This is a genomic window from Nocardia sp. NPDC003482, assembly GCF_053588115.1.
Genome location: NZ_JBSFPI010000003.1, coordinates 279,979 through 304,574, shown reverse-complemented (window position 1 = coordinate 304,574; position 24,596 = coordinate 279,979). Strand labels below are relative to the sequence as shown.

Annotated in this window: 23 protein-coding genes; 8 read left to right on the top strand and 15 right to left on the bottom strand. The window is 69.9% G+C overall.

Translation table 11 applies throughout. The features are described from left to right. Window positions 1-273 precede the first annotated feature (273 nt). Together ACWDSJ_RS06715 and ACWDSJ_RS06710 are read right to left on the bottom strand one after the other, a co-directional pair. Window positions 274-2,631 carry an acetyl-CoA acetyltransferase gene (locus ACWDSJ_RS06715; protein WP_450029782.1) on the bottom strand — a complete coding sequence of 786 codons (2,358 nt, stop codon included), beginning with the start codon at window positions 2,629-2,631 and terminating at the stop codon, window positions 274-276. After that, window positions 2,628-4,355, bottom strand: coding sequence for a DUF3556 domain-containing protein (locus tag ACWDSJ_RS06710; RefSeq protein WP_450029780.1), 1,728 nt, complete (start codon window positions 4,353-4,355; stop codon window positions 2,628-2,630). The genes ACWDSJ_RS06715 and ACWDSJ_RS06710 overlap by 4 nt, the downstream gene beginning before the upstream one ends. A gap of 146 nt (window positions 4,356-4,501) precedes the next feature. On the opposite strand from ACWDSJ_RS06710, the gene ACWDSJ_RS06705 reads away from it, so the two are divergent. Next, the gene (locus ACWDSJ_RS06705; protein WP_450029778.1) at window positions 4,502-4,921 is read left to right on the top strand and encodes a hypothetical protein; all 420 of its coding nucleotides are present in this window, start codon (window positions 4,502-4,504) and stop codon (window positions 4,919-4,921) included. 196 nt (window positions 4,922-5,117) lie between these two features. Beyond that, window positions 5,118-6,749, top strand: coding sequence for an SIR2 family protein (locus ACWDSJ_RS06700; protein WP_450029776.1), 1,632 nt, complete (start codon window positions 5,118-5,120; stop codon window positions 6,747-6,749). Here ACWDSJ_RS06700 and ACWDSJ_RS06695 read toward each other — a convergent pair. Both ACWDSJ_RS06695 and ACWDSJ_RS06690 read right to left on the bottom strand, forming a co-directional pair. Next, window positions 6,738-6,953, bottom strand: coding sequence for a hypothetical protein (locus ACWDSJ_RS06695; protein WP_450029774.1), 216 nt, complete (start codon window positions 6,951-6,953; stop codon window positions 6,738-6,740). The two genes, ACWDSJ_RS06700 and ACWDSJ_RS06695, sit on opposite strands and share 12 nt — an antisense overlap. Window positions 6,954-7,226: 273 nt before the next feature. Then, window positions 7,227-7,442: a hypothetical protein gene (locus tag ACWDSJ_RS06690; RefSeq protein ID WP_387370649.1), complete on the bottom strand. Its 216-nt coding sequence runs from the start codon at window positions 7,440-7,442 to the stop codon at window positions 7,227-7,229. A gap of 148 nt (window positions 7,443-7,590) precedes the next feature. On the opposite strand from ACWDSJ_RS06690, the gene ACWDSJ_RS06685 reads away from it, so the two are divergent. The 3 genes from ACWDSJ_RS06685 (at window position 7,591) to ACWDSJ_RS06675 (ending at window position 9,155) form a co-directional block, all read left to right on the top strand. Continuing rightward, a complete protein-coding gene (locus ACWDSJ_RS06685; RefSeq protein ID WP_450029772.1) occupies window positions 7,591-7,995 on the top strand; it encodes a DUF7144 family membrane protein in 405 nt (134 codons plus the stop codon). 7 nt (window positions 7,996-8,002) lie between these two features. Further along, window positions 8,003-8,659 carry a GAP family protein gene (locus ACWDSJ_RS06680; protein WP_450029770.1) on the top strand — a complete coding sequence of 219 codons (657 nt, stop codon included), beginning with the start codon at window positions 8,003-8,005 and terminating at the stop codon, window positions 8,657-8,659. A gap of 148 nt (window positions 8,660-8,807) precedes the next feature. Continuing rightward, entirely contained in the window at window positions 8,808-9,155 is a 348-nt protein-coding gene (locus ACWDSJ_RS06675) for a hypothetical protein (RefSeq protein ID WP_450029768.1), read from the top strand. 22 nt (window positions 9,156-9,177) lie between these two features. Here the strand turns inward: ACWDSJ_RS06675 and ACWDSJ_RS06670 are convergent, their stop codons facing one another. Continuing rightward, window positions 9,178-9,852 carry a hemerythrin domain-containing protein gene (locus ACWDSJ_RS06670; protein WP_450029766.1) on the bottom strand — a complete coding sequence of 225 codons (675 nt, stop codon included), beginning with the start codon at window positions 9,850-9,852 and terminating at the stop codon, window positions 9,178-9,180. A gap of 78 nt (window positions 9,853-9,930) precedes the next feature. Here ACWDSJ_RS06670 and ACWDSJ_RS06665 point away from each other — a divergent pair, with 78 nt between their 5' ends. Together ACWDSJ_RS06665 and ACWDSJ_RS06660 are read left to right on the top strand one after the other, a co-directional pair. After that, entirely contained in the window at window positions 9,931-13,356 is a 3,426-nt protein-coding gene (locus ACWDSJ_RS06665; RefSeq protein ID WP_450029764.1) for a BTAD domain-containing putative transcriptional regulator, read from the top strand. Window positions 13,357-13,400: 44 nt separating this feature from the next. Then, the gene (locus ACWDSJ_RS06660; RefSeq protein WP_450029762.1) at window positions 13,401-13,859 is read left to right on the top strand and encodes a nitroreductase family deazaflavin-dependent oxidoreductase; all 459 of its coding nucleotides are present in this window, start codon (window positions 13,401-13,403) and stop codon (window positions 13,857-13,859) included. Between the two features lie 152 nt (window positions 13,860-14,011). Here ACWDSJ_RS06660 and ACWDSJ_RS06655 read toward each other — a convergent pair whose 3' ends face one another. From ACWDSJ_RS06655 to ACWDSJ_RS06635, 5 genes are read right to left on the bottom strand one after another with little or no spacing between them, the layout of a single operon-like run. Next, on the bottom strand, window positions 14,012-15,016 hold the full coding sequence (locus ACWDSJ_RS06655; RefSeq protein ID WP_450029760.1) for a HEAT repeat domain-containing protein: 1,005 nt from the start codon (window positions 15,014-15,016) through the stop codon (window positions 14,012-14,014). Beyond that, window positions 15,003-15,659 (bottom strand): HEAT repeat domain-containing protein, encoded by a 657-nt coding sequence (locus ACWDSJ_RS06650; RefSeq protein ID WP_450029758.1) that lies wholly within the window; start codon window positions 15,657-15,659, stop codon window positions 15,003-15,005. The genes ACWDSJ_RS06655 and ACWDSJ_RS06650 overlap by 14 nt, the downstream gene beginning before the upstream one ends. A gap of 47 nt (window positions 15,660-15,706) precedes the next feature. Then, window positions 15,707-16,924: a cytochrome P450 gene (locus ACWDSJ_RS06645; RefSeq protein ID WP_450029756.1), complete on the bottom strand. Its 1,218-nt coding sequence runs from the start codon at window positions 16,922-16,924 to the stop codon at window positions 15,707-15,709. Window positions 16,925-16,941: 17 nt separating this feature from the next. Continuing rightward, on the bottom strand, window positions 16,942-17,136 hold the full coding sequence (locus ACWDSJ_RS06640; protein WP_450029754.1) for a ferredoxin: 195 nt from the start codon (window positions 17,134-17,136) through the stop codon (window positions 16,942-16,944). Between the two features lie 10 nt (window positions 17,137-17,146). Continuing rightward, a complete protein-coding gene (locus ACWDSJ_RS06635) occupies window positions 17,147-17,779 on the bottom strand; it encodes a DUF4097 family beta strand repeat-containing protein (protein WP_450029752.1) in 633 nt (210 codons plus the stop codon). 171 nt (window positions 17,780-17,950) lie between these two features. Between ACWDSJ_RS06635 and ACWDSJ_RS06630 the strand changes: the two genes are divergently transcribed. Beyond that, window positions 17,951-21,085, top strand: a complete 3,135-nt coding sequence (locus ACWDSJ_RS06630) for a BTAD domain-containing putative transcriptional regulator (protein WP_450029750.1) — start codon at window positions 17,951-17,953, stop codon at window positions 21,083-21,085. Here the strand turns inward: ACWDSJ_RS06630 and ACWDSJ_RS06625 are convergent. The 5 genes from ACWDSJ_RS06625 to ACWDSJ_RS06605 form a co-directional block, all read right to left on the bottom strand. Further along, window positions 21,069-21,830: an ABC transporter permease gene (locus tag ACWDSJ_RS06625; RefSeq protein WP_450029748.1), complete on the bottom strand. Its 762-nt coding sequence runs from the start codon at window positions 21,828-21,830 to the stop codon at window positions 21,069-21,071. The two genes, ACWDSJ_RS06630 and ACWDSJ_RS06625, sit on opposite strands and share 17 nt — an antisense overlap. After that, window positions 21,827-22,771: an ATP-binding cassette domain-containing protein gene (locus ACWDSJ_RS06620; RefSeq protein WP_450029746.1), complete on the bottom strand. Its 945-nt coding sequence runs from the start codon at window positions 22,769-22,771 to the stop codon at window positions 21,827-21,829. The genes ACWDSJ_RS06625 and ACWDSJ_RS06620 overlap by 4 nt, the downstream gene beginning before the upstream one ends. A gap of 44 nt (window positions 22,772-22,815) precedes the next feature. Continuing rightward, the gene (locus ACWDSJ_RS06615) at window positions 22,816-23,397 is read right to left on the bottom strand and encodes a SanA/YdcF family protein (RefSeq protein ID WP_450029744.1); all 582 of its coding nucleotides are present in this window, start codon (window positions 23,395-23,397) and stop codon (window positions 22,816-22,818) included. A 66-nt stretch (window positions 23,398-23,463) separates the two neighbouring features. Beyond that, window positions 23,464-23,820: a hypothetical protein gene (locus tag ACWDSJ_RS06610; RefSeq protein WP_450029742.1), complete on the bottom strand. Its 357-nt coding sequence runs from the start codon at window positions 23,818-23,820 to the stop codon at window positions 23,464-23,466. Window positions 23,821-23,822: 2 nt separating this feature from the next. Beyond that, entirely contained in the window at window positions 23,823-24,479 is a 657-nt protein-coding gene (locus ACWDSJ_RS06605; protein ID WP_450029740.1) for a hypothetical protein, read from the bottom strand. Between the last annotated feature and the right edge of the window lie 117 nt (window positions 24,480-24,596).

Sequence of the window (24,596 nt, the reverse complement as noted above, 5' to 3'; positions counted from 1 at the left end):
GCTGTTGCACCAGCGCGCTTCGCGGACGGTGCGGAGGGCGGCCAGCCGCTCAACAAGCCCGTTCGGGCGGGGCCGCGCGGGCAGGGCCGTTCAGCTGTTGCGCCAGCGGGGCTCCCCGCCCGCGTGCCGGGCGACCAGCCCTCGACCGAGCCCGTCTGGGTGAGTGGCGCGGGCAGGTGTTCAGCTGTTGTGCCAGTGCGGTTCCCGGGCCGCGCGTTGGGTGGCCAGCCGCTCGACCAAGCCCGTCCGGGCGGGCCGTGCGGGCAGGGGCGTTCAGCTGTTGCGCCAGCGTGGTTCCCGGCCCTCGCGGCGGGCGGCGAGCCCCTCGACCGGGTCGTGGTGGGCGATGAGGGTGTCGAGGAGGGGCTCGGGGTGGGCTGCCGCTTCGGCTGGATCGGTGGTCTCGGTCTCGGAGAGGAAGGTCAGCGATGCGCGAAGGGCGATGGGGGAGCGGGACACGATGTCGGCGGCGATGTCGCGGGCGACGGCCAGGGCCTTGCCGGTGGGGGCGGTGCGGGCGACCAGTCCCGCGGCGGCGGCCTCGGTGGCGTCGAGGCGGCGGCCGGTGAGGATCATGTCGTGGGCGAGGGCCCGGCCGACCGCGCGGGGGAGCCGGGCGAGCACGCCGGGACCGGGAGCCTGGCCGAAGGCGGTGTCCGGCAAGGCGAACGACGCGGACTCGTCGGCCACGATCAGATGACAGGCGAGGGCGAGTTCGAGGCCGCCGCTGTCGGCGCGGCCGTTCACCGCGGCGATGATCGGTTTGGACATCCGCCGGGCCGCCAGACCGCCGAAACCGTTGGGGGAGCGAGACAACAGCTGCAACGGCGAGGCGATCTCGTCGAAATCCGTTCCGGTGCAGAAGGTTTCCTCACCCGCGCCGGTGAGGATCGCGACCCAGAGGTCCTTGTCGCGTTCGAAGGCGGTGAAGATCTCGTCGAGCTCGCGCTGCGCCGCCGCGGTGAGCGTGTTTCCGTTGTCGGGCCGATCGATCACCACCTCGAGCACATGCTCGCCGCGCGAGACGGCGATATGCGCGTAGTCGTCCCGGATCACCGGGTTCGGACGGCCGAGGCGCTGGTCCAGTACGGCCCTGCTACGGGCGACCCGATTGCCCGCGTCGGTGGCGCGAACCACCACGCGCGTGCCGATCGGCTCACCGTCGCCCGCCAGGGCGTCGGCGAGCTCGTCATCGGCCGGATTGGCGAGGAACCGGCGGCCGTCGTCGAGCCGGCCCACCACGACAGCGACCCGCGTGCCGTCCCGTTCGTAGCGGACCGCGTAACTCTCGATCGTCGCCTCGCCGTCCGCGTGATACACCACCGAAACCATTGGCGCGCGGTTCAATTCGTCCTGCGCGAGCGCCGAACGAGACGGTTCCCACGGCCCGCGCGCGGTCGAGTAGACGCCCACCGAATGCTTGCTGAGGATCCCGCCGTTTGCCACCACCAGCCCGTGACTTCCCGGCCGATCCCGCACGCGCGCAACGATTTCCGCGATCGCATGGGTCGAATAGTTGTTGCCGGGCCCGCCGAAGTACGGCAGCCCGCCGGTGACGGTGAGCCCGCGCGGATCGTCGGGAGCCAGGCCGAGCCCGTCGCAGAGGTTGAACACCGCGATCGGGAAACAGCTGTACAGATCCAGCGCCGAGACGTCGTCCAGCGTGATCCCGGCCATGTCGAGCGCGGTCCGCACCGCGGCGACCGCGGCCGGACTACGGCTCAGGTCCGGGCGCCGCAACAGTTCGCGCTCGGTCAGGTCGGCGCGGCCGCGCAGGAACACCATCCGGTCCTCGGGAACGCCCAGCCGCCGCGCGGTTTCCAACGACACCAGCACGATCGCCGCGCTCTGATTGACCTGCTCCCGCGCGACCAGCAGCCGGGTGTAGGCGTCGGTGATGCGCCGATTGCGATCGTCCACGGTGATCAACGCGGTCGCGTCGCGCGAAATGGGCGACGCCGCATGGGGATTGGCGGCGGCGACCGCGCTGAAGCGGCCGAACAACTCGCCCATCGCCCGCGCGTAGTCCGCCCGCGACACACCGAGCCGGGCCCGGCGGGCATTGTCCAGCACGGTGTAGGACACCGCCGGTTCCACCAGCTGGTGCAGGACGGCCTGGGCCGGGGTCATGCCCTCGATGCCGTAACCGCGGTCGTCGAGCGACCCGGCGACGCGCTCGGTGAAATCCGGGCGTTCGTCGGCCGGGCGGGTCGCGAGGGAGCGGACCGTGGAGATCGCCTCCGCGCCGAAAAGCACCGCGCCGTCGGATGTTCCGGCCGCGATCGCCTCGCACAACTCGGTCACCAGCTGCTGCGGCCCCTGCCCGCCGGTGGGGCCGAGGATCGCCCGCCGCGGCCGGGCCCCGATCCGGGCGGCGACCGCGCGCGGCACATTGTCGGGCGCGCCGAGGACCGCCTGCGCGTACGGGCTCGACGCGTCGAAGGCGCGCACGGCGACGAACGTGTCGAGCGCGGCGATCATCTCCGCGTCCGCCGCACCGGTGTCGGCGACCGCCGCGCGCACCGCCCGCGCCGCCAGTTCGGCCGCCGACAGCGCGCGGTAATCCGGATCGTCCAACCGTTCCGACACCTGACCCACACCGACGATGACCGGAATTCGATTGTCGCTCAACGCGTCTCCTTCACATCGTGGACCGGCACGTCGTCGGCCCACGGCTGCCGGGTCACCATGTCGGCCACCCGCACCACACCGCGTTCGAACTCCCCGGTCGCCGCGTCCACCAACCGATACCGCTGCTCCTGGCGGTGGATGGGCTGCGCGTCGAGCAGGATCACGCGCACCTCACCGGGCTCGAAATTGCATCGCTTCTGCATCGCGGCGATGAGTTGTTCGTTGTGCATGTGGCCGTCGCCGAAGTTCCAGCCGATCGCGGTGCTGCAGATGCGCTCGCCGTCGGTGATCGTGTACTCGTCCTGGCGACCGGCGGGCAGCGCGCGGTGCACGAGGCTGAACAGCGCGCGGCCGTGGGTGTTCATGGCGCGGAACGCATAGCCGAGATACAGCGGGATCTGGGCGCGGTCCTTGCCGTAATACCGCTCGAGCTGGGCCTGCGGCATGCTCGCGATGGCCACGATGCCGGTGCCGATCTTCGCGGCGGCCGAGGGTTTCACGCACCACAGGGTGGTGTCCCAGTTCCCGGCGTAGTAGCGCATGCCGGGCAGGAAGGAGACCTTGCGCGGGAACAGGTTTCCCGCGGCGACGGTTCCGGCCAGGACGACGAACAGCAGCGCCACGAGCAGCGGACGATGCAGATCCTCGAGTCGAATGTCGGCGTGCGCCACGAACAACGCGAAGACGCCGAAGATCATGAAGACGTTCCACTCCAGCGGCACGCCCATGGGGATGGCGGTCAGGATCGCCAGATGGAAGCACACCATGAGGATCGCGGCCACCACGGTCGGCCAGCCGCCGCCGGAGAAGAACAGCACCAGCGGCACGAGCATCTCGACGGCGGTACTGGCGTGCGCGACGACGCGGGACAACCGGCCCGGCCGCAGATCCTCCGGAAAGCGTTCGAAGAACCTGCGTTTGAGCCACCGCGGCCGCACCACCGGACTGTTGGACATCATCGTCGACACCACGAACGGGAAGTGCTTGTTCAGTTTCGAGGTCGCCGCGCCCATCCAGATGACGAGGAAGACGACCTTGGCGCCCACAATCGCGTCCACCCCGCCGAACAGGAAGGCCACCGCCAGCGACGCGTAGACCTCGCCGCGCGCGGCCAGGAAGATCACCTTGTCGCGCAGTCCCAGCACCGCGAGCACGCCGAGCACGATCGCGACGTGCCACCACGGCAGCAGCCCGACCGCGCTGTCCAGCTCCGCCGACGGCCCGGACCCGTCCGCCACCAACGCCCACCCGAGTGTCACCAGCAGCGCCGCGTACAGCGCGACATCCACCGGCGTGCGGCCATCTCCCGAGGTGAACGGCACGTACCGCGGCCACGGTGGCAGCCGTATCGTTCCCGCCCGCAACCAGTACAGAACCGATCCCATGGGCGGGAAGAACCGATTGTTCAACGGCCCGAACCCACATCCGAGCCCGACCACCTCGAACAGCATCGTGTAGAGCACGACCTTCTCGAACACGATCGGCTCCGACCACCACGCCCCGGCCCGCGTGAACCCGTCGATCCCATCGGTGGTCAGCACGACCAGCCAAGCTCCGAGAACGTAGAGACAGATCTTCACCACATAGAACAGATGCAGCACCACGGGCGTCCCGAACCCCACCTGTGCCCAGTGCTCGGCCATCGGCCGAATCCGCTCACTCCGCGTGCCCTTGCTCCACTGCGCCACATCCACCACGGGCAGTTCGGGCTCGACAAATCCCATCGCACTCTCCGTCGGACGATCATGGGGATACCAGGGAATTAGAACACGTTACAGAAGTGTGGGGACATCGGATTCACCGATTCGGTCCGCGCGGGTACTCTCGCGCCCGACCCCGCTTCCCCGCTTCCTTTGAGGGACCCCGCGCAATGGCCCGCCGATTCCCCACCCGCGCAACGCTTTTGGCGTGTGCGCTCATCTCCGCCTGTGCCAGCTCTGCCGAACGACCGCCCAACCTCACGGTTGCCGAGACCTACCAGCGCTTCTTCGACGGCCACAGCCCCACCGACGAGAAGATCGACCTGGTCGAGAACGGCAGGGCCTTCGCCGACACCCTCCGGGCGCGGGCCGACGCTCCGATAGTCAAGGGGACTACGGCGATCGTCGAGCGGGTCGCCGAGACGGCACCGGACCACGCGGACATCACCTTCACGCTCGTGGTCAACGGGAAACCGGCCCTGACGGGTCAGCAGGGCGCGGCTGTCCGTGCCGGGGCGATCTGGCGGGTCACCGCGAAGACCTTCTGTGCCGTGCTGGTCTTCGAGGGCAACTCGGCTCCGATCTGCTGAATTGCTTCTCAGGTTCGGGTACTGAAACCTCTGGACATGTCGAGTTGTCGCATGACGAGACCTGATTGCTCTCGATTCGGCATAATTCTCTGCGTGGTTTCCAGGGCGGCAGTACCGTGGATACCCGGACCGCAAAGCGCCGAGTGCTGTGAGCTGTCGGCAACCGAACTGAACGGTCGGTTAAGAAAGTGTTTCGATGAATTCCGAGTACGCCCGTGCGAGCAATCCGTTCTTCTCGAACGATCAAACCCCGAAAGCGGTGGTGGATCTCGCGAAAGCGGAGAAGTTGACCATCTACTGCGGGGCGGGCGTCACCATCGACCGGACCGGGCTCGGGTGGGGAGATCTGATATTCGAGCTGCTGAAGCAGTTGTGTGATCACACGTCCTCGAACGATCTGACCGAAGAGGAGGCGATTCATCTTCGGGACACCTTGTCGCCGCTGGATCTGTCGTCGATCTACGAGCAGTATGCGGAGGATGCGGGCCTGGTCAACCCGCATGTGCCCATTCTCCAGCAGAAACTCTACAAGGGGACCGTGTGGAAGTCGGGAGTACTGGTCCGCAATGTGGTGCGACTGGCCGTAGGGCTCACAGTCCTGGGAAAAAGTATCACGGTAATCACCACGAACTACGACACCTACCTGGAGGACGAACTCTTCGCGTATCTGAGAAAGTTCGCGCCCCTCGGAAGGGTGTGCCGGACACCAGGGTTCGTCGTGAGATGTCTCGGCGTCAAAGATCCGATTCGGCGGGTGCCCTCGATTCACGGGGGCGGAGTGATCGAAATAGTCTACGTCCACGGAAGGGTTCCGCCGAAGGACAACGCGACCGGTACCCTTGTGGTTTCGGAGCGAAATTATCACTCGGTTCGGTCGGCGGTCACCCGCAGACTCACCGCGAGCTTCGACGGCTCGAGCATTCTGATCCTGGGGGCCAGCCTGACCGACCCGCCCTTGCTCGCCAGTCTGCACGCCACCAGGGACAGGGCTCCGAGCGGCGGCGACCCGGGCCGTTACGCTCTCATGCCCGCCAGCGCGACGGGTTTGACGAAATTCGGCAAGGATGCCTATCCCAGGCTCGGAGAGCATTTCGCGCAGCGGATGAACCGCTACGGCGTCGAGCTTCTCATGCCGGACTTCAACAGTCAGATCGCGCAATTCTGCCAAGAAATACTCACCTGCGCGGAAATGGGAGCGGATCTGGAGAAGTACGCCTGCGCGTCGCCGAAGGCTCCGGAACGGTACGGCGAGCGACTCTGTGCGTGGTGGGACCGATGGATTGCGGGTGAAGTGGCTGGCGACCACGACAAGATCCACAGCACGCTCATCGCTCGACTCGAAGAACTCAAATCGATCAAGACTTGGGGCAAGGACCCCAATGAGGTCTACAAGCTGGAACTCTGGGTACGATATCTGCCCCGAGAGAACGGAACTCGCCGTTTGGCCCTGTGGGGCGGTTCGATGGGCATACTCAGCGACCGAAAGATTTTGAAGTTCGAGGATATCGAGTTGACCACCGACAACGCGTCGGTGCGCAGCTTCATCGAGGGGAAACCGGTCTGGCTCGATCGAGCGGATCGGGACAAGCCGGAGGTGAGTCCGCGACGGCGGCAATGGATCCTCCACCTCGGCGGGCGCTGGGACCGGTACCTGGCCGTACCTATCCGGCTCGATGCCGACAACGATCCCAAGCTGACGGTCGGCATCGTCACGCTCGCCGCCATGCGAGCGAAGAACGGCACGAACATTCCGATGAAGATCGCGACGGCCGCTGAATCCGTTGTCCGAAAACTGACCGATGTGGGTCAGGAGTTGTTACGACCGTGAGCCCGCGCTTCGCCAAGGGTTCGCCAGTGCGCGTTGCAGCGCCTTCCAATCCCCCCGAGCTTGGCTCAACAGGGTCTGTTCGTGCTTTATGGATACTTCCCTGATCCATGCGAGGTCGTCGGGATCGAAAATACCGTCGGCCTTCGCTTTCGCTACCTCTTCATCGCCCAACTTCTCGAGATAGGCTATTTCTGCGTCAGTCATTTCTGCTCCCCGGGGGTGCGAGCGGGCAAATGGGCCATAACGCTCACTCGAACCCTTTCGTCGCGGTGCTTTCGGCTCAGTGTACGGCGCTGGTGTCGTAGAGGGGAGCGTTGAATGATTTTTCTAACATGCGTGACCGAATGTTAACGCGTCCTCGGTAATGAAAAAAACTGCCAGAATGTGAACCGTCACCGGCTCGTCCACGGCCGTATCCGATGTCGCGTACATCGGCGTGCAGGCGCACTGGGTTACCGAAAATGCTTGCACCGCAAGCTAATCCGGCAACCGCGACATCTCCAACAACGTCAACCCCAGCGAGTCGATACGCGCGAGCACCCCACGCGCCGCACTGCTGTCGGGCACCGCCCCGAACAACGTGGTGGTACCGGACAGGGAACGCTCGCTGCGATTCAGCTCGGGAAAGGCGGCCAAGGCGCGGTCGGACAGTTCGCCCTCGACGACGAACTGGTATCGGACGGAATCGGCCACCGGCGTTCACCTCCTCGGGCGTGAGCCTGGTGCCGGGGGCGGGGGTGCGCCTCATCCGCGCGGGATGAGTTCGGTCGGCTCACCCTGTTCGGGTGACGCGCGGTCGGGCGAGCTGCGCGACAGTCGCGAGATCAGGAAGGAGCACATTATGGCAACCACGTCGGAAGACCATTCGGTTCGACAGGGCATCGCCGCGGGGACCTCGGTCGGTGCCGCGGTGCTGCTGCTCACCGTGGGTGTGCTGTCGTTTCTCCAGGGCGTCTCGGCGGTCGCGAACGACGATCTGTTCGTGACCGGGCCCGACTACGTGTACAAATTCGATCTCACGGGGTGGGGCTGGGTCCACATCGTTCTCGGGGTGATTCTCGCGGTCTGCGCGCTCGGTCTGATGACGGGTGCGGCGTGGGCGCGGGGCGCGGCGATCGGGATCGCGGCGCTGTCGATCCTCGCGAACTTCCTGTGGCTGCCGTTCTACCCGTGGTGGTCGGTCGCGGTGATCGCCCTCGACGTCGTGGTCATCTGGGCCGTCGCCACCTGGCGCCCGCAGATCTGACCCGTCGATGAGCCCGGTCCTCGGGGATCTGCTGCCGCTCGCCGTGGGCGTGGCGATCTCGCCGATCCCGATGGTGGCGGCGATTCTGGTGATCCTGTCGGGTTCGGCCGCGCGGGCGGCCGGATACGCCGGGGGTTGGGTCATCGGAATCGCCGCGGCCACAACTGTTTTCGTGGTGGTCGCGGCGGCGTTAGGTTCGACGAATGCGCGGGAGCCGTCCGCCGCGGTGTCCTGGATCAAGATCGTTCTGGGGGTGCTGCTGTTCGGCGCGGCCGCCGCGCAGTGGCGTCGCCGCTCCGATGCCGAACCGCCCGCCTGGATGCGCGCCCTCGACGGTTTGAGTCCGCCGCGCGCCGCGGGGCTGGGCGCGCTGCTCGCCGCGGTGAATCCGAAGAATCTGCTGCTGTGTCTCTCGGCGGGGGTGACCATCGGGACGAGCGCGCTGGGTTCGGGTGGGAAGGTCGTCGCGGTGGTCGTCTTCACCGTGCTCGCCGCGGCCTCCGTCCTGGCCGTCGTCCTTGCCTACGCCGTCGCCGCGGACCGCCTGCGCGGGGTGCTCGGCACGACCCGGAGCTGGTTGCAGGCCAATAACCACGCCGTGCTGGCCATCGTGCTGGTGGTGCTGGGAGCGGCGGTGCTGGGCAAGGGAATCGGAGGATTCTGACCAAGATCGATAGGGAAGTGACCGGTTCGTTTTGTGACCTTTCACCAGGGGTGGCGCGGTTCGTCCGGATGGAAGGATCGGCGGCTATCGTCGTCTGGCCAGTCGATCGTGTCCGGACCGAACAGTTGGGGTTGGAAGGCAGTTGTCCATGCTCCCGAAGCGCAAGCCCTTGGATGAGCCCGCGTTGGTTGTGCTCGGCTACATCAACGCGCGCCATCTTCCGCCCGGGGACGGTCCCTGGGCGCTGGGGTCGTCGATGCGGGTGAGCGCCGTCGATTGGGAATTCGATTGGGGCGGAACGTTTCTCGACCGCAATACGCACGGGGAGACGGTGGCGGCGCTGACCCGGGCCGCCGCCCGGGATCCGCGGGTGGCCCTGGTGGTGGTGCCCGCCGAGGAGCATCGGCCCGACGGGCTGTACGAACTGCGCGCCGGGGGGCGGCTCGTGCGCGTGGTCACGGCGGCGGCGCTGGGCGGGCGGCGGCACGCGGGCTGAGCGTCGAGGCACGCCTGAGCACTCACTCCGGGTCGCTGAGGTAGATCTCGCGGTACTCCTTGGCGAAGGCGCGGCGGCCGAGCAACCGCCAGGCCAGACGGGCGGGCAGCGGCATCTCGGCGAGGAATTTGCGGCGGTCCGCGGCGGGCACGCCCTGGAGGATGAAGCCGAGGAAGACCAGCTGCCGGTCCTTGGGCAGGTGCTCGCGGCCGCGTTCGCCGAGCGCCTGCCACTCGGGAACGGTCATGACGTCCTCGACCAGGGGCAGGATGTGCCGCTCCTCCTCGGCCATGTGCTCGTCGAGCGCCTCGGCGAGCGCGCGCAGGGTGGCCGCGAGGCGGTCGCGCACGGAAACGTTTGCGGCGGTGGCGAATTCGGCCGCCTCGCGCCGGGCGCGGTCGGTGAGTTCGGCGATGCGCTCGTGCTGTTCCTCCATGCGCAGCACCAGCCCGGCGTCGGTGGGCGCGCGGTCGAGCAGGATCGGCCACATGAGTTCGTCCTCGCCGGTGTGGTGGCTGTGCAGGCCGGTGCCGAGTTCGTCGAAGAAGGTGACCAGGCGGCGGGCGCGGGCCACGTCGCCGGGGGTGACCGCGGCGACGAGGCCGGGCAGGGCGGTGCAGTGGCGGCGGAAGGCGTTGTGGACGACGACCATGTCGTAGGTGTCGGGGCGGGCGGTCGCGGTGGTGGTGCTGTGCATGGCTCCGACTGTGCGGCGCGCCGCTTGCGGGTCACTTGTAAGGCGCTGCGCGGGCCGTGTCCTTAGACTTGGCGGGTCATGGTTCGGATCCGGGTACTCGGCGCGCTGACCGCGGCGGACCAGCGTGGTGAACTCGATCTCGGCGGCCCGCGGCAGTGCGGCGTGCTGGCGCGGCTGCTGGTCGCGCGGGGTGAGGTGGTGCCCGTCGACCGCCTGATCGACGATCTGTGGCGGGGTGAGCCGCCGCCGCGGGCCTTGGGCGCGTTGCAGGCCTACGTCTCGAATCTGCGGCGGCTGCTGGAACCCGAGCGCGCCCCGCGCGCCCCGGCCACGGTGCTGATCAGCCGGGCCCCGGGGTACGCGGTGCGGTTGGCCACCGCGGATGTGGACGCGTGGGAGTTCGGGGCCGAACTGGAAGCCGTTGGGCGGCAATCGGATCCGCGTGAGCGGCGACGCGTGCTCGAACGGGCGCTGGCCCGCTGGCGTGGCCCCGCCTACGCGGCCTTCGCCGCGGAGCCGTGGGCCGTCGCGGAGGCGGCCCGGCTCGAGGAGTTGCGGCTGGTCGCCCGGGAGCGGCTCGCCGCCACCCTGCTCGACCTGGGCGAGTTCGCGCTGGCCGCCGCCGAGGCCGAGGTGCTGTGCACGGAGCATCCGCTGCGGGAGGAGGCGTGGCGGCTGACGGCGCTGGCCCGCTACCGGGCGGGCCGCCAGGCCGACGCGCTGGCGGCGCTGCGGCGGGCGCGCGCTGTCCTCGCGGACGAGCTCGGCATCGATCCTGGTCCGGCGCTGATCGAGCTCGAGGGCGACATCCTGGCCCAGCGAATCCCGGTGGGGGACAGGGGCGTCCACGTTATCGATTCGGGACCGGCGCTGATCGAGTCCGAGGCCGACATCCTCGACCAGCGGATACCGTTGGGGGATAGCGGCGCCCACGTTATCGATCCGGAATCGGCGCTGGTCGAGCTCGAGGGCGACATCCGCGCCCAGCGGATACCGGTGGGGGATAGCGGAATTCACGTTCCAACGCAGTCCGAGCCGGGCGACGAATTGCTCGGGCGCGCAGCGGAATTGGCGGCCCTGCGTGAGGCCGCCACCGGAACCGGCTCCCGCGCGGCGACCGTCGTCGGTGAGGCGGGCAGCGGAAAGTCGACCCTGCTACGGCATTTCGGTGCGGCCCTGCGCGCGTCCGGGCACCGGGTGGTGGTCGGGCGTTGTCCCGAGGACGACGCCGCCCCGTCCGCCTGGCCATGGGTGGAGATCCTGCGCGATCTGACCCGCGAATACGACCCGGGCGAATTCGCGCCCGCCCTCGCGCCGCTGCTCACCGACGGCGCCGGAACACCGGACGGCGACGGCGCCCACGGCCGGTTCCTGCTGCACCGCGCGGTGTGCGGATATCTCACCGAGGTGGCCGCCGGGGGACCGCTGGCGATCCTGCTCGACGACGCGCATCGCGGCGACACCGAGACCGCGGCCCTGCTCGCCGCCGTGGCGACCCGGGTGCCGGGGCTGATCGTCGTCGGGTATCGACCCGACGAGGTCCCGCCCGCGCTGGCCGAGGCGCTCGCGTCCTTCGCCACCACCGTTCGCGCCCGAATCCGGTTGCGCGGCTTGGGAATCGACGACAGTGCTCGGCTGATCGCCGCCCGCACCGGCAGCGCACCGGCGGCGGACGTGGTGGAAACCCTGCACGAGCGCACCGGTGGGAATCCGTTCTACCTCACCGAGATCGCGCGGCTGCTGCGGAGCGAGGGTGCGGTGGTCGCGGCCTCCGAGGTGCCCGACGGCGTGCGGGACGTCTTGCGCCGCAGGCTTTCCCGGCTGCCCGAGACCGGCGTGGCGTTGCTGCGGCTGGCCGCGGTGATCGGGCGCGAATTCGATATCGCGGTGCTGGTGCGCGCGGCCGAGGTCCCCGAGGACGACGTGCTGGACGCGGTGGAGGCCGGGGTGCTGGCCGGACTGTTGGACGAACCCGCCAGCGGCCGAGCGCGTTTCACTCATGTGCTGGTCCGGGACACGCTGCTCGGCGATCTGTCCCGGCTCCGCCGTGACCGTTGGCATCGGCGGATCGCGGCCGCCATCGAGGAGATCGATCCGGGTGATCTCGCGGCCCTGGCCCATCATTACGTCGAATCCGTGACTCCCGAAACAGCAAGGCGCGCGGCCGATTACGCGGTGGCCGCCGCCGAACGCGCCGAGCGCCGCTACGCCCACGACATCGCGGCGGCCGGATACGAACGCGCGGTCGCGGCGCTCGAGCGGATGACCGGAGTCGACACCGTCGAGGAACGGGTCACCGTGCTGTGCCGGGCCGCGCGCGCCCACCTCTCCGGCGGCGCCGGGCTGGCGGCCCGCACCGCCCGCGATCGCGCCGCCGCGCTGGCCGAGGAGGCCGGGCGCACCGATCTGGTGGTGCGGGCGTGCACCGCCTGGGACACCCCGACCCCGTGGATGAATCGCCTGTACGGCGTGATCGAACACCGCGTGATCGGGTGGATCGAGGACGCGCTGCGCCATCCCGGGCTCATCCCCGCCGACCGCTGCCGATTGCTGATCACCCTGGTCGACGAGATCGGCGGCGAGGCGGGCGAACAGGCGGCGCGTGCCGCCGCCGAGGCCGAGGCCCTGGCCCGCGAACTCGGCGACGACGACCTGCTCGCCCGCGCCTTGCAGGCCCGCGCCTCGCTCTACCGCGACGCCGACCGCGGCCCGCTCGCCGCGGAACTCCTCGAGATCGGGCGGCGCGCCGGGCGCGGGGACTACCTGCTGCTCGGACACACCGTCGCCATCCAGGCCGCGGGATTCGCCGCCGACATCCCCGCGCTCGTCGAACACCTCGAGGCGGCCACCGTGCTCGCCGATCGCTACCAGTGGCGGCAGGCGCAGGTGGCCAACACGATGGCGCGCGGGTTGGTCGCGCTCGCCACCGGCGATCCGGACGCGGCCGAACAGCATTACCTGCGTGCCGACGAAATGCTCACGCGCGCGGGCATTCTCAACGCGGGCGGCATTCTGGCCATGGCCATGTTCGTGGTGCGGCTCCAGCAGGGGCGGGTCGGCGAACTGGCCGGGCTGGTCGCCGAATTCGTGGGCACGGGCAGCGCGGCGACCCTCGACGCCCTCGTCGACTTCCTGGTGCTGACCCTGCTCGGGGCGGGTGACCGCGCCGAGGCCGCACGGGTGCGCCGCCGGTCGCGCCCGGTGCGCGACGATCTGTTCCGGTCGTTCTTCCTCACCCTGCGCGGCATGGTCACCGCCGAACTGGGCACGGACGAGGAGGCCGCGGCGGTCTACGCGGAGCTGCTCCGGTATCGCGATCTTCTCGGCGGCGCGGATACCGGCGCCTACGCGGTCGGACCGGTCGACACCGTGCTGGGCGATCTCGCCGCCCGGCGCGGGGACATCGGACTCGCCGCCGAGCACTACCGGGCCGGGCTGGCCGTCGCCCGGCGTTGCGGGAATCCGATATGGATCGCGGCCGCCACCGAACGGCTCGAACGCTGACGGTCTCCTAGTCGCTCACAAGCCGCATCCGGACCGTTACCGGCATGACCACAACGACCCGCCGCCGCCGGACGGCCACCGACCTGTTCCTGAAGACCTCGACCGCCGCGCACCGCACACTGCTCACCCTCAGCGGCGGCCGCCTCGGCACCCGCTTCAAGAAGATGCCCACCCTGGCCCTCACCACCACGGGACGCCGAACGGGCTTGCCGCGCACCGTGATTCTGACCGTCCCCGTCGTGGACGGCGACACCTATTTGATCGTCGCCTCGCGCGGCGGGGATGACGTCTCCCCGGACTGGTACCACAATCTGCGCGCCGACCCGGCCGTCGAGGTCTCGTTCCAGCACGGCCCGACGCGGCCGATGACCGCCCGCGTCCTCGACCCGGACGAGCGGAACGCGCTGTGGCCGCGGGTGCTCGAGGCGTATCCGGGCTATGGGACCTACCAGGCGCGGACCACGCGGCGAATTCCCTTGGTGCTGCTCACTCCGCGCGGCTGAGAGCGGTCGTCTTCGGCCGGTACTGCTTACTCAGTCCGGCTGAGCGCGGTCGGTTTCGGCCGGTGCTGCCCACTCCGCGCGCCTGCGCGCCCTCGGCTTCGGCTGATGCTGCTTACTCGGCCCGGTGGAGCGCGGTCGCCTTCCGGTACAGCTCATTCCGCCTGGCTGAGCGCCGACACCAGGGACGTGGCGAGCAGGGCGACGGCTCGGTTGGGGTCGGTGGTGAGGCGGCGGAGGGTGTTCAGGGCCAGGGTGCCCGGGAGTTCGGCGAGGGCTTGGGTGAGGCGGATGCGGATCGGGGGTTCGGGGTGGGCGTCCAGTTCGGCGGTGAGGGCGGTGAGGATTCGGTTGGCCCACAATGGGTCTCGGGATAATGCGCCGAGTAGCTCGGCCGCCTCGACGTCGTTCGGGCCCTCGACGACGGTGGCCACCAGCGTCGGGATCGCGGCGGTGTCGCCGCGTGCGCCGAGGGCGAGTGCGGCGGTGCGGCGGACGGTCGGGTCGGTGTCGGTGAGTGCCTCGGTGAGCAGCGCGGTGGACTCGTCGCCGGGCAGTTCGGCCAGGGCCAGCGCGGCGCGTTGCCGCACCTCGGCGTCGGCCGCGGTGAGGCCGGGTGACAGGCTCGCGACCGCGTCGTCGCCGCTCCGGGCCAGCGCCCAGCGCAGGGCCCCGGCGACATTGGGATCGGATTCGGTGAGGATCGCCTCGGCCAGCACGTCGGCGGGCATCGGCGCCTCCTCGGCCGCGGTGAGCAGAACCTGTTGGCGCCGTGCGGCATTCGTCGATCCGAGCCCGCGCAGCAGTTCCACCACGCGCAGCACGTCCGGCCACCCGGCCGGGTCGGCGGCGTCGACCCGGCGCAGGCGTTCGAGCAGTTCCCGCTCCCGCCGCAACCGCTCCTCGGTGTCGCGGATGAGCTCTCCGACCAGGGCGGCCGGGGCGAATTCGGGATCGTCGAGGGCGCGCGCGATCTGGCGCAGCGACAACCCGAGCGAGCGCAGCCCCTCGACGTGGAAGATGCGCCGGATGTCCTCCGGCGCGTACTCCCGGTAGCCGCCCACGGTGCGGCCGGTCGGCCGCACCAGCCCGAGGGTGTCGTAGTGCCGCAGCATGCGGGCGCTCACCCCCGAGCGGTGCGCCACCTCACCGATCAGCATCGGTCCTCTCCTCTCGGTCCGGGCCGAGCGCCGCGACCCGTTTCGCCGCGTCGACGGCGAGGTCGAAGCCGCCGTCCGGATCGTGCCACAGCCGTTCGGTGGCCCGGGCGTGCTCTGCCACCGCGGAGTCGTTGTCCGCCATGGCTTTTCGCAGCACCGGCTCGATCACCTCACCGAGCGCGACGAGCGCGCGGCTCAGGCTCAGCCGCGTCTCCCGGTCCCCGCGCCCGAACTCGGCCGCCAGTTCCCGCGCCAGCGCCGCCCGCTCGTCCTCGGGGACGAGCACGACCGCCGCCCGCCACGCGCTGCGCGCCACCTGGTCGTCGGCGTCGTGCAGCAGCGACCGCGTGATCGCGGGCCACGTACCCGGATCCCCGATCTTGGACAGCGTATGCAACGCCTGGCTGCGGGCCTGAGCGCGGTCGGACCGCAGCTCCGCCCGCAGCCGCGGCATTGTGCGCTCGGCCGGGAGCCGGGTCAGCGCCCAGGTGAGCATGTCCCGCACGAAGAAGTCCGGTTCGACCGCGCATCGATCCACGAGCGCGTCGAGGAAACCGGGCTCGGGCCGCGTCCCCATCGCCAGGGCGGCCCGCAACCGCGTCGAGGAATTCGTCGCGGCCAGCGCCTCGAGTACCGAATTCATGATGATCACCTCCGGCCGCCAGTGAACGCCTTGTCACGGTGTGAAGGTCAAGAACCCCAGGTGACCGGGAGGGCGTGGACCCCGTAGATGTTCATATCGGTCCGCAGCGGCACCTGGTCGGCGGGCACCGCGAGCGCGAGATCCGGGAACCGGCGCAGCAGGCCGCCGAATCCGGCGCGCATCTCGATGCGGGCCAGCTGCTGACCCAGGCACTGATGTACGCCGTGGCCGAAGGACAGGTGGCCGCGGGCCTTGCGGCGGATGTCGAGGGTGTCCGGATCCTCGAACCGTTCGGGGTCGCGATTGGCGGCCAGCAGCGAGACGACCACGGTCGAGCCCGCGGGGATGGTCTCGCCGCCGAGTTCGATGTCCTCGGTGGCGTAGCGATAGAAGATGTCGGCCACCGACAGGTATCGCATGAGTTCCTCGACGGCGTCGGGCAGCAGCTCGGGGTCGGCGCGCAGCAGGTCCGCCTGCTCCGGATGCTCGAGCAGCGCGAAGGTGCCCAGCGCCAACATGTTCGCGGTGGTCTCGTGGCCCGCGAGCAGTAGCAGGAACGCGATGCCCACCAGTTCGTCGATGCCGAGGTCCTCGTCGCGGGCCAGATCGGACAGGAGGTCGTCGCCCGGTTCGGCGCGCTTGCTCAGGACCAGGTCGGTCAGATACGAGGTCATCGCGCCGTAGGCGCCCATCTTCTCCTCGAGCGACTGGTCCCGGACCAGGAACTTGGCCGAATTGACCTGGAAATTCGCCCGATCCGCGTAGGGCACGCCGAGCAGTTCGCAGATCACCAGCGAGGGCACCGGCAGCGCGAACTCGGTGACCAGATCGACCGGCGGGGTGAGCCGGGCCATCTCGTCGAGCCGACGCTCGGTGATCTCGACGATGTGGTCCTCGAGCTGCCGCATGCGCTTGACGGTGAACGCGCCGATCAGCTTGCGCCGCAGGCGGGTGTGCTCGGGCGGGTCCATGGCGATGAACAGGCCCGGGATCGTCGGCGCCGGTTCGGTCGGCACCGGCATCCCGGGCGTCTCGAACGGTACGTGCACGATGCCGAGGTCTTGACGCGAGCTGAACCTGGTGTCCGCCAACAACTTTCGGGCCGCATCATATCCGGTGACGAGCCAGCCCTCGTGGCCGTCGGGGAACAGCATCGGGCTGACCGGGTGGGCGGCGCGCAGCCGGGTGAGGTCGCGGGGCGGATCGAACGGCCCCGCGTCGCGGTGCATGGGGAGGCCGTGGGGTACGGGGACCGTGCGGGTCATGGGAGGGTCCTTTCGGATCAGGGGGTGAGGGTGAGCGCGCCGGAGGGGCACATGCGGACGGCCTCGCGGGCGGCGGCCTCGCCGTCCGGGCCGGGTGCCGCGCTCAGCAGCAGCACCCGGCCGTCGTTGTCGTCCTGGTCGAAGAGTTCGGGAGCGCTGAGCACGCACATGCCCGCGCCGATGCAGCGCTCCCGGTCCGCTCGGATCTTCATCGGTGGCGGATCAGACGGTGGCCGCGTGCCGAATCACGACGTTGCCCAACGCGTTTCGCGCGTGCACCCGCACGGTCTCCGCGTTCGAGGCGACCGGATCCAGCATGTTCTGCACGGTGCCGCTCAGCGCGTTGACCTCGAGCCGTGCGCCGCCGGGGCGGATGCCCACCTCGAGTTCGCCCACCGACGTCTCCAGGCGCAGCACGCCGCGCACGGCCTCGCCGATGCGGATATCGCCCTTGGCGGTCTTCGCGGTCACCGAGTCCCCGGGCTGTTCGACGATGATGTCGCCCGCGGCGATCTCCAGGTCGCACTGCCCGATCTCGCCCGTGACCAGCAGGCGGCCGACCCCGGTGGTGGCGGCGAGCCGGGAGCCGGTGGGCACCGCGACGGTCACCGCGATGGTGGGGTTGCCGCCGAACGGGCTGTAGGTCCGCCAGTCCCGCGGCGTCGTGACGCTCAGGGTGTCGCCGTCGAATTCGACCGTGGTCTGCTCGGCGGCGCGCACATCGCCCTTCTTGGTGGCGTCGGCGGGGCGGATCTCGACGACGGTGTCGGCGCGGTCCGAGGCGATCACGGTGACGTCGGCGGAGAGCACGTCGACGGTGACGGCGATCGGGGCGGGGGTCTGGAAGCTGGTCATGATATTCGCCTTTCGAGCTGGGGGTTCGTTCGATCTGTGACCACTGTCGAGCCCTCGGCTGATACCGGCCTGACAGCGCCCTGACAGCGGGGCTGACGTCCTGGTGGTCCCGTTCGGTGCTGGGTCCGGCCACTCGTTCTCCCTGTTCATCCCATTCGGCAGAATGGTCCGGTGCAGATCGGGATGCTGGGACCGCTCGAGGTCCGGTCGGACGACGGGCCGGTGGAGGTTCCGGGGGCTCGGCTGCGGGCGTTGTTGGTCGCCCTCGCGCTCGAACCGGGGCGGGTGGTGTCGAAAACGGCTCTGGTGGACTGGATCTGGGGTGAGCGGCCGCCCGCGGACGCGGCGAACGCGTTGCAGGCGCTGGTGTCGCGGCTGCGCCGGGTGCTGCCGGACGGGACGCTGGACGGGCAGGCGGGCGGATACCGACTGGCGGTGTCGCCGCGGGATGTGGACGCGGTGCGGTTCGAGCGGCTGCTCGAGCAGGCGCGCGAGGGCGGCGACCAGCATCGCGCCCGGGTGCTGGGCGAGGCGCTCGAGCTGTGGCGCGGCACGCCGATGCAGGACGTCGACGTGCCCGACAGCGAGGCGTTCGAGGCCGTCGTCACCCGGCTCGAGGGTCTGCGCCTGGCGGCGCTGGAGGATCGGGTCGAGGCGGAGATCCGGCTCGGGCGCGGGGCGGGGCTGGTGGCCGAGCTGACCGAACTGGTGGCCCGAAACCCGGTGCGGGAGCGGCTGATCGGCGCGCTCATGCGCGCGCTGGGCGCCGCGGGACGCGGGTCGGAGGCGTTGCTGGTGTATCAGCGCGCCCGCGAGGTGCTCGCCGACACCCTCGGCGTGGACCCCTCGCCGGAGCTGTCGGATCTGCACGTCGCGCTGCTGCGCGGGGAGGTCGGCGCGCAGGAGAACGACCGGCGCACCAACATCCGGGCCGAATTGACCCGCTACGTCGGCAAACACGCCGATATCGCGGCCGTGCGCGAACTCCTCGCCTGGCATCGGCTCACCACCCTCACCGGGCCCGGCGGCTCGGGCAAGACCCGGCTGGCCCTGGAGACCGCGCGCACCCTGCTCGACGATCTTCCCGACGGGGCCTGGTTGGTGGAGTTGGCGTCGGTCGGCGCGGACGGCGATGTGGCGCAGGCGGCCCTGGCCGCCTTCGGTCTCCGTGACGCGCTGCTCGGCGGGGCGCCCGACGCGGAGCCGATGGACCGCCTCGTCGCCGCGATCCGGGACCGGGAAACGCTGCTGGTGCTGGACAATTGCGAGCACGTCATCGAGGCCGCGGCCACCTTCGCACACCGCGTGCTCGGCGAATGCCCACGGCTGCGGATCCTCGCCACCAGCCGCGAACCGCTCGGCGTCACCGGCGAGGCGCTGTGGCAGGTCGAGCCGCTGACGCTGCCCGCGCCCGACGCCACCCCCGACGAGATCGAATCCGCCGCGGCCGTCACGCTGTTGCGCGACCGCGCGGGCGCGGTGCGCCAGGACCTCGGCACCGACGCCGCCACCCTGACCACCATGGTCCGGATCTGCCGCGCGCTGGACGGCATTCCGCTCGCCATCGAACTGGCCGCGGCCCGGCTGCGCACCATGTCGCTCGACCAGCTCGCCCATCGCCTCGACGACCGCTTCCGCCTGCTCACCGGCGGCAGCCGCACCGCCATCCCGCAACACCGGACGCTGCGCGCGGTGGTCGACTGGAGCTGGGAACTGCTCAGCGACGCCGAGCGCACCGTGCTGAGCAGACTCGCCATCTTCGCCGGAGGCGCGAATCTCGAAGCGGCCGAACAAGTTTGCGCGACCGAGACGGTCGAGTCGTGGGAGGTGCTCGAGCTGCTGACCGCGCTGACGGAGAAGTCGCTGCTGGTCACCACCGGCGACAGCGAGCCGCGCTACCGGATGCTCGGCACCATCGCACAGTACGCCCGGGACCGGCTGACCGAATCGGGGGAAGCGGAAAGCGCACGGCGAGCGCATCTTTCGTACTTCGCCGAACTCTCCGAGACCGCCGAACCGCATCTGCGCCGCGCCGACCAGCTGGAGTGGCTGGCCGTCCTCGAGGCCGAGCACGACAATATCGCCGCCGCCATGCGGGGCGCGCTCGCGGCGGCGGACGCGGCCGGGGCGATGGCGCTCGCGGCCGCCGCGGGCTGGTACTGGTGGCTCAGCGGGCACAAGGCCGAGGGCATGGAATTCCTCACCGCCGCAGCGGATCTCGCGGGCGAGGTGGACGACGATATCCGGGCGCGGGTGGCCGGTCTGATCGTGCACTTCCTGAGTTCCGGGCCGAACGACGAACACCAGATCGCCGATCGCATCCACCAGGCGCACGAATACGGTCGCCGCGCCCGCGGCGGCTACCCGCTGCTGGGCTTCGTGGAAGCGATGGAACGCATGTTGCGGGGCGGAGACGCGTTCCTCACCGCGTTCGAGCCGCTGCTCGCCCACGACGATCCGTGGGTGCGCGCGCTGGCCCGGCTGCAATTGGGAAAGGCGCGCATCGCGCTCGGGCACGAGGGGCGCGCGGCCGACGAGTATCTGGAGACCGCGCTCGCGGAGTTCCGGGCCGTCGGTGAACGCTGGGGGATCTCGTTCGCGTTGACCGAACTGGCGAACCGGATGGCCACCCGCGGCGAATTCGCCAGGGCGGCAACATCTCTGGAGCAGGCGGTCGCGGTCGTCACCGAGATCGGCGCGATCGAGGACGTCTTCCTGATGCGGGCGCGGCAGGCCCAGCTGTACTGGCTGCTGGGGGACGAGCGGGCCAGCGCCGCGGCCATGGCCGAGGCGGATCGGTTCGCGAGCCGCTCCGCGTGGGCGAACGCCCTGGCCGAACTCGCGCTGACGAAGGCCGAATGGGCCCGGTGGCGCGGGGACACCGCGGAGGCGCGTCGCCAGCTCGATGCCGCGACCGCCGCGCTGGGCGACGACGCGCGGCAACTGTACGTCGTTGCCGTGCGACATACCCTGCTCGGCTATCTCGCCGAGACCGTGGCCGAGGCGCGCGAGCATCGGGCCGCGGCGTTCCGGGCCGCCGACGAAACGGGGTACGGGCCGCTGGTCGCGCAGGTGCTGGTCGGGGTCGCGGATCTGGCGCTGCGCCTCGACCGGCCCGAGCTGGCCGCGCGGCTGCTCGGCGCGAGCGAGACGGCCCGCGGCCTGCCGGAACGGTTCATCCCCGACGCGGGCCGCATCGAGCGGACGGCACGAAGCCGCCTCGGTGAAGCGGCGTTCACCGAGGCGGCCAGGGCGGGTGCGAAGGAGAGTCCGGCGGAGCTGGTCGCCGCTACGCTCGCTTGCTGAAAGTGGCTCGCGACCAGAGGAATCCGATGATGCCGATGCCCGCGCACCAGGCCAGCGCCGCGGCGGTGTAGCCGCCGGAGGGATGGCCGGTGAGGAAGCCGCGCAGGGACTCGATGATCGGCGTGAAGGGCTGGTACTGCGCGAACTGCCGCACGCCCTGCCCCATCTTCTCGGCGGGCACGATCGCGCTGCTCACGAAGGGCAGCATGATCAGCGGCACCACGGACATGCCCGCGGATTCCGGCGTCTTGGCGGCCATGCCCAGCGCGACGGTGAGCCAGGAGGCCGCGACCGAGGTGGCGGCCATGACACCGATCGCGCCGAGCCATTCCAGAGCTGTTGCGGGCGAACGGAATCCGAGCGCGAACGCCACCGCCAGCACGGCCGCGATGGCGACCGCGTTGGTGAGGATGGTGGCGACCACATGCCCGGTCAGCACGGCCCCGCGGGAGACGTCCATGACCTTGAACCGGTTGATGATGCCCTTGGCCATATCGCCGCTAACCGAGACCGCGGTGCCCGACAGCCCGTAACTGATGGCCAGCAGGATCAAACCCGGTGTGGCGTAGTCGATGTAGTCGCCGCCGACGTCGAAGGCGCTGCCGAAGACGTACACGAAGATCAGCATCATCACCACCGGCATGAGCGCGGCGTTGAAGATGGTGACGGGGCTGCGCGCGATGTGTTTGAAGTTGCGGCGCAACATGATCGAGGAATCGGCGAAGGGTGCGGTGAGGGTGCTCATTGTGCGTTGGCCTCCGTGGTGGCGTGACCGGTCAGGGAAAGGAAGACGTCGTCGAGATCGGGGGTGTGGATGGCGACCTCGTCGGCCTCGAGGGAGTGCTCGGCGAGCCGATCCAGCAGGGCTCGAAGGGTTTTCGTGCCGCCGTTGCCGGGCACGCGCAGGGTCAGGGATTCGTCGTCGCGGGTGGCGTCCGGCAGGACGCGGGCGGCGACCTCCAGATCGCTCGCCTGGGCGAACCGCAGCTGGATGTGGCTGCCCGGCACCCTGCGCTTGAGCTCGTCCGCGGTGCCCTCGGCCACGATGCGGCCCTGGTCGAGCACGGCGATCCGGTCGGCGAGCTGATCGGCCTCCTCCAGATATTGGGTGGTGAGGAAGATCGTCACGCCCTCGGAGGTCAACTCCCGCACGATCTCCCACATGGTGCGGCGGCTGCGCGGATCCAGTCCGGTGGTCGGCTCGTCCAGGAAGATGATGCGCGGCTTGGTCACCAGGGTCATGGCCAGGTCGAGTTTGCGGCGCATCCCGCCGGAGTAGGTGGCGGCGCGTTTACCCGCGGCCTCGGTGAGCTCGAACCGGTCCAGGAGTTCGGCGACGGTTTGCTTGGCGGCCTTGCCCTTCAGGCGGTGCAGGTCGGCCATGAGCTGGAGGTTCTCGGCGCCGGTGAGCAGGTCGTCGACGGCGGCGAACTGGCCGGTGACGCCGATGGCGGCGCGCACGGCTCCCGGTTCGGCGGCGATGTCGTGGCCGGCCACGCGGGCGGTGCCGCTGTCGGCCTTCAGCAGGGTGGTGAGGACGTTGACGGTGGTGGTCTTGCCCGCGCCGTTGGGGCCGAGGAGGGAGAAGATCCGGCCTTCCTCGATGGTCAGGTCGATACCGTCGAGGACCTTCTTGTCGCCGTAGGACTTTCGCAGGGCGGCGGCTGCGATTGCTGGGGTGGTCATGGGGAGAACTGTCGGCTGGGGGGCTGATACGGGGCTGATAGGGGTCAGCGGCTGGTGTATGCCATGGTCAGGATGGCTTTGGGGGCGGCCAGCCATTCGCGGAGGGTGTTGCGGATGAGGGTTTCTCGGCGGCAGTCACAGGGGGCGGCTACGCCGTGGGCGTCTATGCCCGCGTGGCGGGCCAGGGCTATGGCTCGGGGGAGGTGTTGGGGTTGGGTGACGATGATCGCTTCGGTTATGTCGAAGAGTTTTCTGGCTCGCTGGCAGGTGGCTCGGGTGGTCAGACCCTCGCCGTCGGATCGGATTGTGGTTGGGGGTATGCCGTGGGTGAGGAGGTAGGTGCGCATGGCGGCGATCTCGTTTCCGGATTCGCCTGCGGCGTCGCCGGAGATGAGGATTGTGTCGGCCTTTGCTGCCCGGACCAGGTGGATCGCGGCGTCCAGGCGGCCGCGGAGGTATGGCAGGGGTGATCCGTCGGGCGCGACCTTGGCCCCTGGCACGATGACGGTAGGGGCCGGGGGCGCGGTCGCTACCGTGAAACGCCTTCCGCGCGAGAGCATTCGGAGTCCGGCGTGCGCGCCGAGCACACTGAGCGCACCCGCCGCGATGATCCATCGAACCCACACGGCCCTCACTCTGCCAGGTCGGTGATCGGATCCCGAATGCGCGCATCGGCTTTCGAGCCGCGTCGGCTATAGCTCGGTGCCGATATGGCCGGTGTCTCGCGGGACCTCGTCGGTGCGGCGGCGCAGGGCGGTGACGAGGAGAACGATCAGGGTGGCGAGGGTGGTGTGGGCGGCGACCAGGGTGAGCCAGGGGAGGAGGAAACCCTCGTCGGTGAATTCGCCTCGGGGGCCGACGCAGTAGAGGGTGAAATTGGTGGAGGTGCCTTCGGAGTCGTGGAAGGTGTCGGAGACGACCATGGGGTCGTGGTAGGGGGGTGAGCAGAAGAGGGGGGCGGTGAATTCGGCTTCGGCGGGCCAGATCACGGACAGCAGGAGGGTGAACATCGTTATTCCGAAAACCAGTCCGGCGAGTTTCGGCAGCACGGCTAGATCCGTTGCGATCGGAGAAAGGTTCCGGTGGCGTCGAATTGGGCGATCGCCGCGCCGCGGGGCGCGGTGACGTTCACGGTGACGAGGACGTTCGCGCCGGATCGGTGGACGAGTACCGCCGATGCGGACGCTCGCTCGAGACCGCTGCGGGTGACGGAGGTGTCGACGAGTTCCTCGAGTCGCGTCAGCGCCGACACCTCCCCGATCGCGAAGGCCGTGTCGGTCAGATCGCCCGCGTACACGCGCACGGGGGTGGGCTCGCCGAGGGCGCCGAGCGTGTAGGTGTAGTCGTCGAGTTGGTCGGACCGGCGCGGATCGCGAATCCGCAAGCGCGCCGTCGTGTTCCGGCTCGCGAGTCCGGCGCCGTCGCCGAGGAAGCGGGTGACGTGCGCGGGCTGGTCGATCATGGCGATCTCGAATCGCTCCGACTCCGGCGCGGTCAGCAGGATGACGGTGGCCTCCGGATCGGCGACCCCGAGCCGGTCGGCGAGCGCGGTGACCGCCCCGGCGGGGAGCGCGGCGACCAGGCCGCCGCCGCGCGCCCGCACCACCTGCTCGAAGTCGGCCCGGTCGACCGCGCCGATACAGCCGGTGGCGGTCAGCGCGACGACGCACGGGCCGAGAACCCAACGGCCCCAACGTCGACGCGACATGGGTGCAACATACCGAGCGGTGGCCGGGTCCGCCAGACACGCGAGCACCCATCCGGAACCCGGCCGGGCTTCGAATGTAGTATCGGCCGGAAATTTCCGTCCCTGACCAATTCGCGC

What these genes read in the sequence shown, in the direction of transcription:
- ACWDSJ_RS06635 (WP_450029752.1), bottom strand. Translation starts at nt 17,779, where the DNA reads ATGACCAGCTTCCAGACCCCCGCCCCGATCGCCGTCACCGTCGACGTG.
- ACWDSJ_RS06655 (WP_450029760.1), bottom strand. Translation starts at nt 15,016, where the DNA reads ATGCTGATCGGTGAGGTGGCGCACCGCTCGGGGGTGAGCGCCCGCATG.
- ACWDSJ_RS06705 (WP_450029778.1), top strand. Translation starts at nt 4,502, where the DNA reads ATGGCCCGCCGATTCCCCACCCGCGCAACGCTTTTGGCGTGTGCGCTC.
- ACWDSJ_RS06695 (WP_450029774.1), bottom strand. Translation starts at nt 6,953, where the DNA reads ATGACTGACGCAGAAATAGCCTATCTCGAGAAGTTGGGCGATGAAGAG.
- ACWDSJ_RS06645 (WP_450029756.1), bottom strand. Translation starts at nt 16,924, where the DNA reads ATGACCCGCACGGTCCCCGTACCCCACGGCCTCCCCATGCACCGCGAC.
- ACWDSJ_RS06625 (WP_450029748.1), bottom strand. Translation starts at nt 21,830, where the DNA reads ATGAGCACCCTCACCGCACCCTTCGCCGATTCCTCGATCATGTTGCGC.
- ACWDSJ_RS06685 (WP_450029772.1), top strand. Translation starts at nt 7,591, where the DNA reads ATGGCAACCACGTCGGAAGACCATTCGGTTCGACAGGGCATCGCCGCG.
- ACWDSJ_RS06700 (WP_450029776.1), top strand. Translation starts at nt 5,118, where the DNA reads ATGAATTCCGAGTACGCCCGTGCGAGCAATCCGTTCTTCTCGAACGAT.
- ACWDSJ_RS06650 (WP_450029758.1), bottom strand. Translation starts at nt 15,659, where the DNA reads ATGAATTCGGTACTCGAGGCGCTGGCCGCGACGAATTCCTCGACGCGG.
- ACWDSJ_RS06680 (WP_450029770.1), top strand. Translation starts at nt 8,003, where the DNA reads ATGAGCCCGGTCCTCGGGGATCTGCTGCCGCTCGCCGTGGGCGTGGCG.
- ACWDSJ_RS06640 (WP_450029754.1), bottom strand. Translation starts at nt 17,136, where the DNA reads ATGAAGATCCGAGCGGACCGGGAGCGCTGCATCGGCGCGGGCATGTGC.
- ACWDSJ_RS06665 (WP_450029764.1), top strand. Translation starts at nt 9,931, where the DNA reads ATGGTTCGGATCCGGGTACTCGGCGCGCTGACCGCGGCGGACCAGCGT.
- ACWDSJ_RS06670 (WP_450029766.1), bottom strand. Translation starts at nt 9,852, where the DNA reads ATGCACAGCACCACCACCGCGACCGCCCGCCCCGACACCTACGACATG.
- ACWDSJ_RS06605 (WP_450029740.1), bottom strand. Translation starts at nt 24,479, where the DNA reads ATGTCGCGTCGACGTTGGGGCCGTTGGGTTCTCGGCCCGTGCGTCGTC.
- ACWDSJ_RS06675 (WP_450029768.1), top strand. Translation starts at nt 8,808, where the DNA reads ATGCTCCCGAAGCGCAAGCCCTTGGATGAGCCCGCGTTGGTTGTGCTC.
- ACWDSJ_RS06710 (WP_450029780.1), bottom strand. Translation starts at nt 4,355, where the DNA reads ATGGGATTTGTCGAGCCCGAACTGCCCGTGGTGGATGTGGCGCAGTGG.
- ACWDSJ_RS06660 (WP_450029762.1), top strand. Translation starts at nt 13,401, where the DNA reads ATGACCACAACGACCCGCCGCCGCCGGACGGCCACCGACCTGTTCCTG.
- ACWDSJ_RS06620 (WP_450029746.1), bottom strand. Translation starts at nt 22,771, where the DNA reads ATGACCACCCCAGCAATCGCAGCCGCCGCCCTGCGAAAGTCCTACGGC.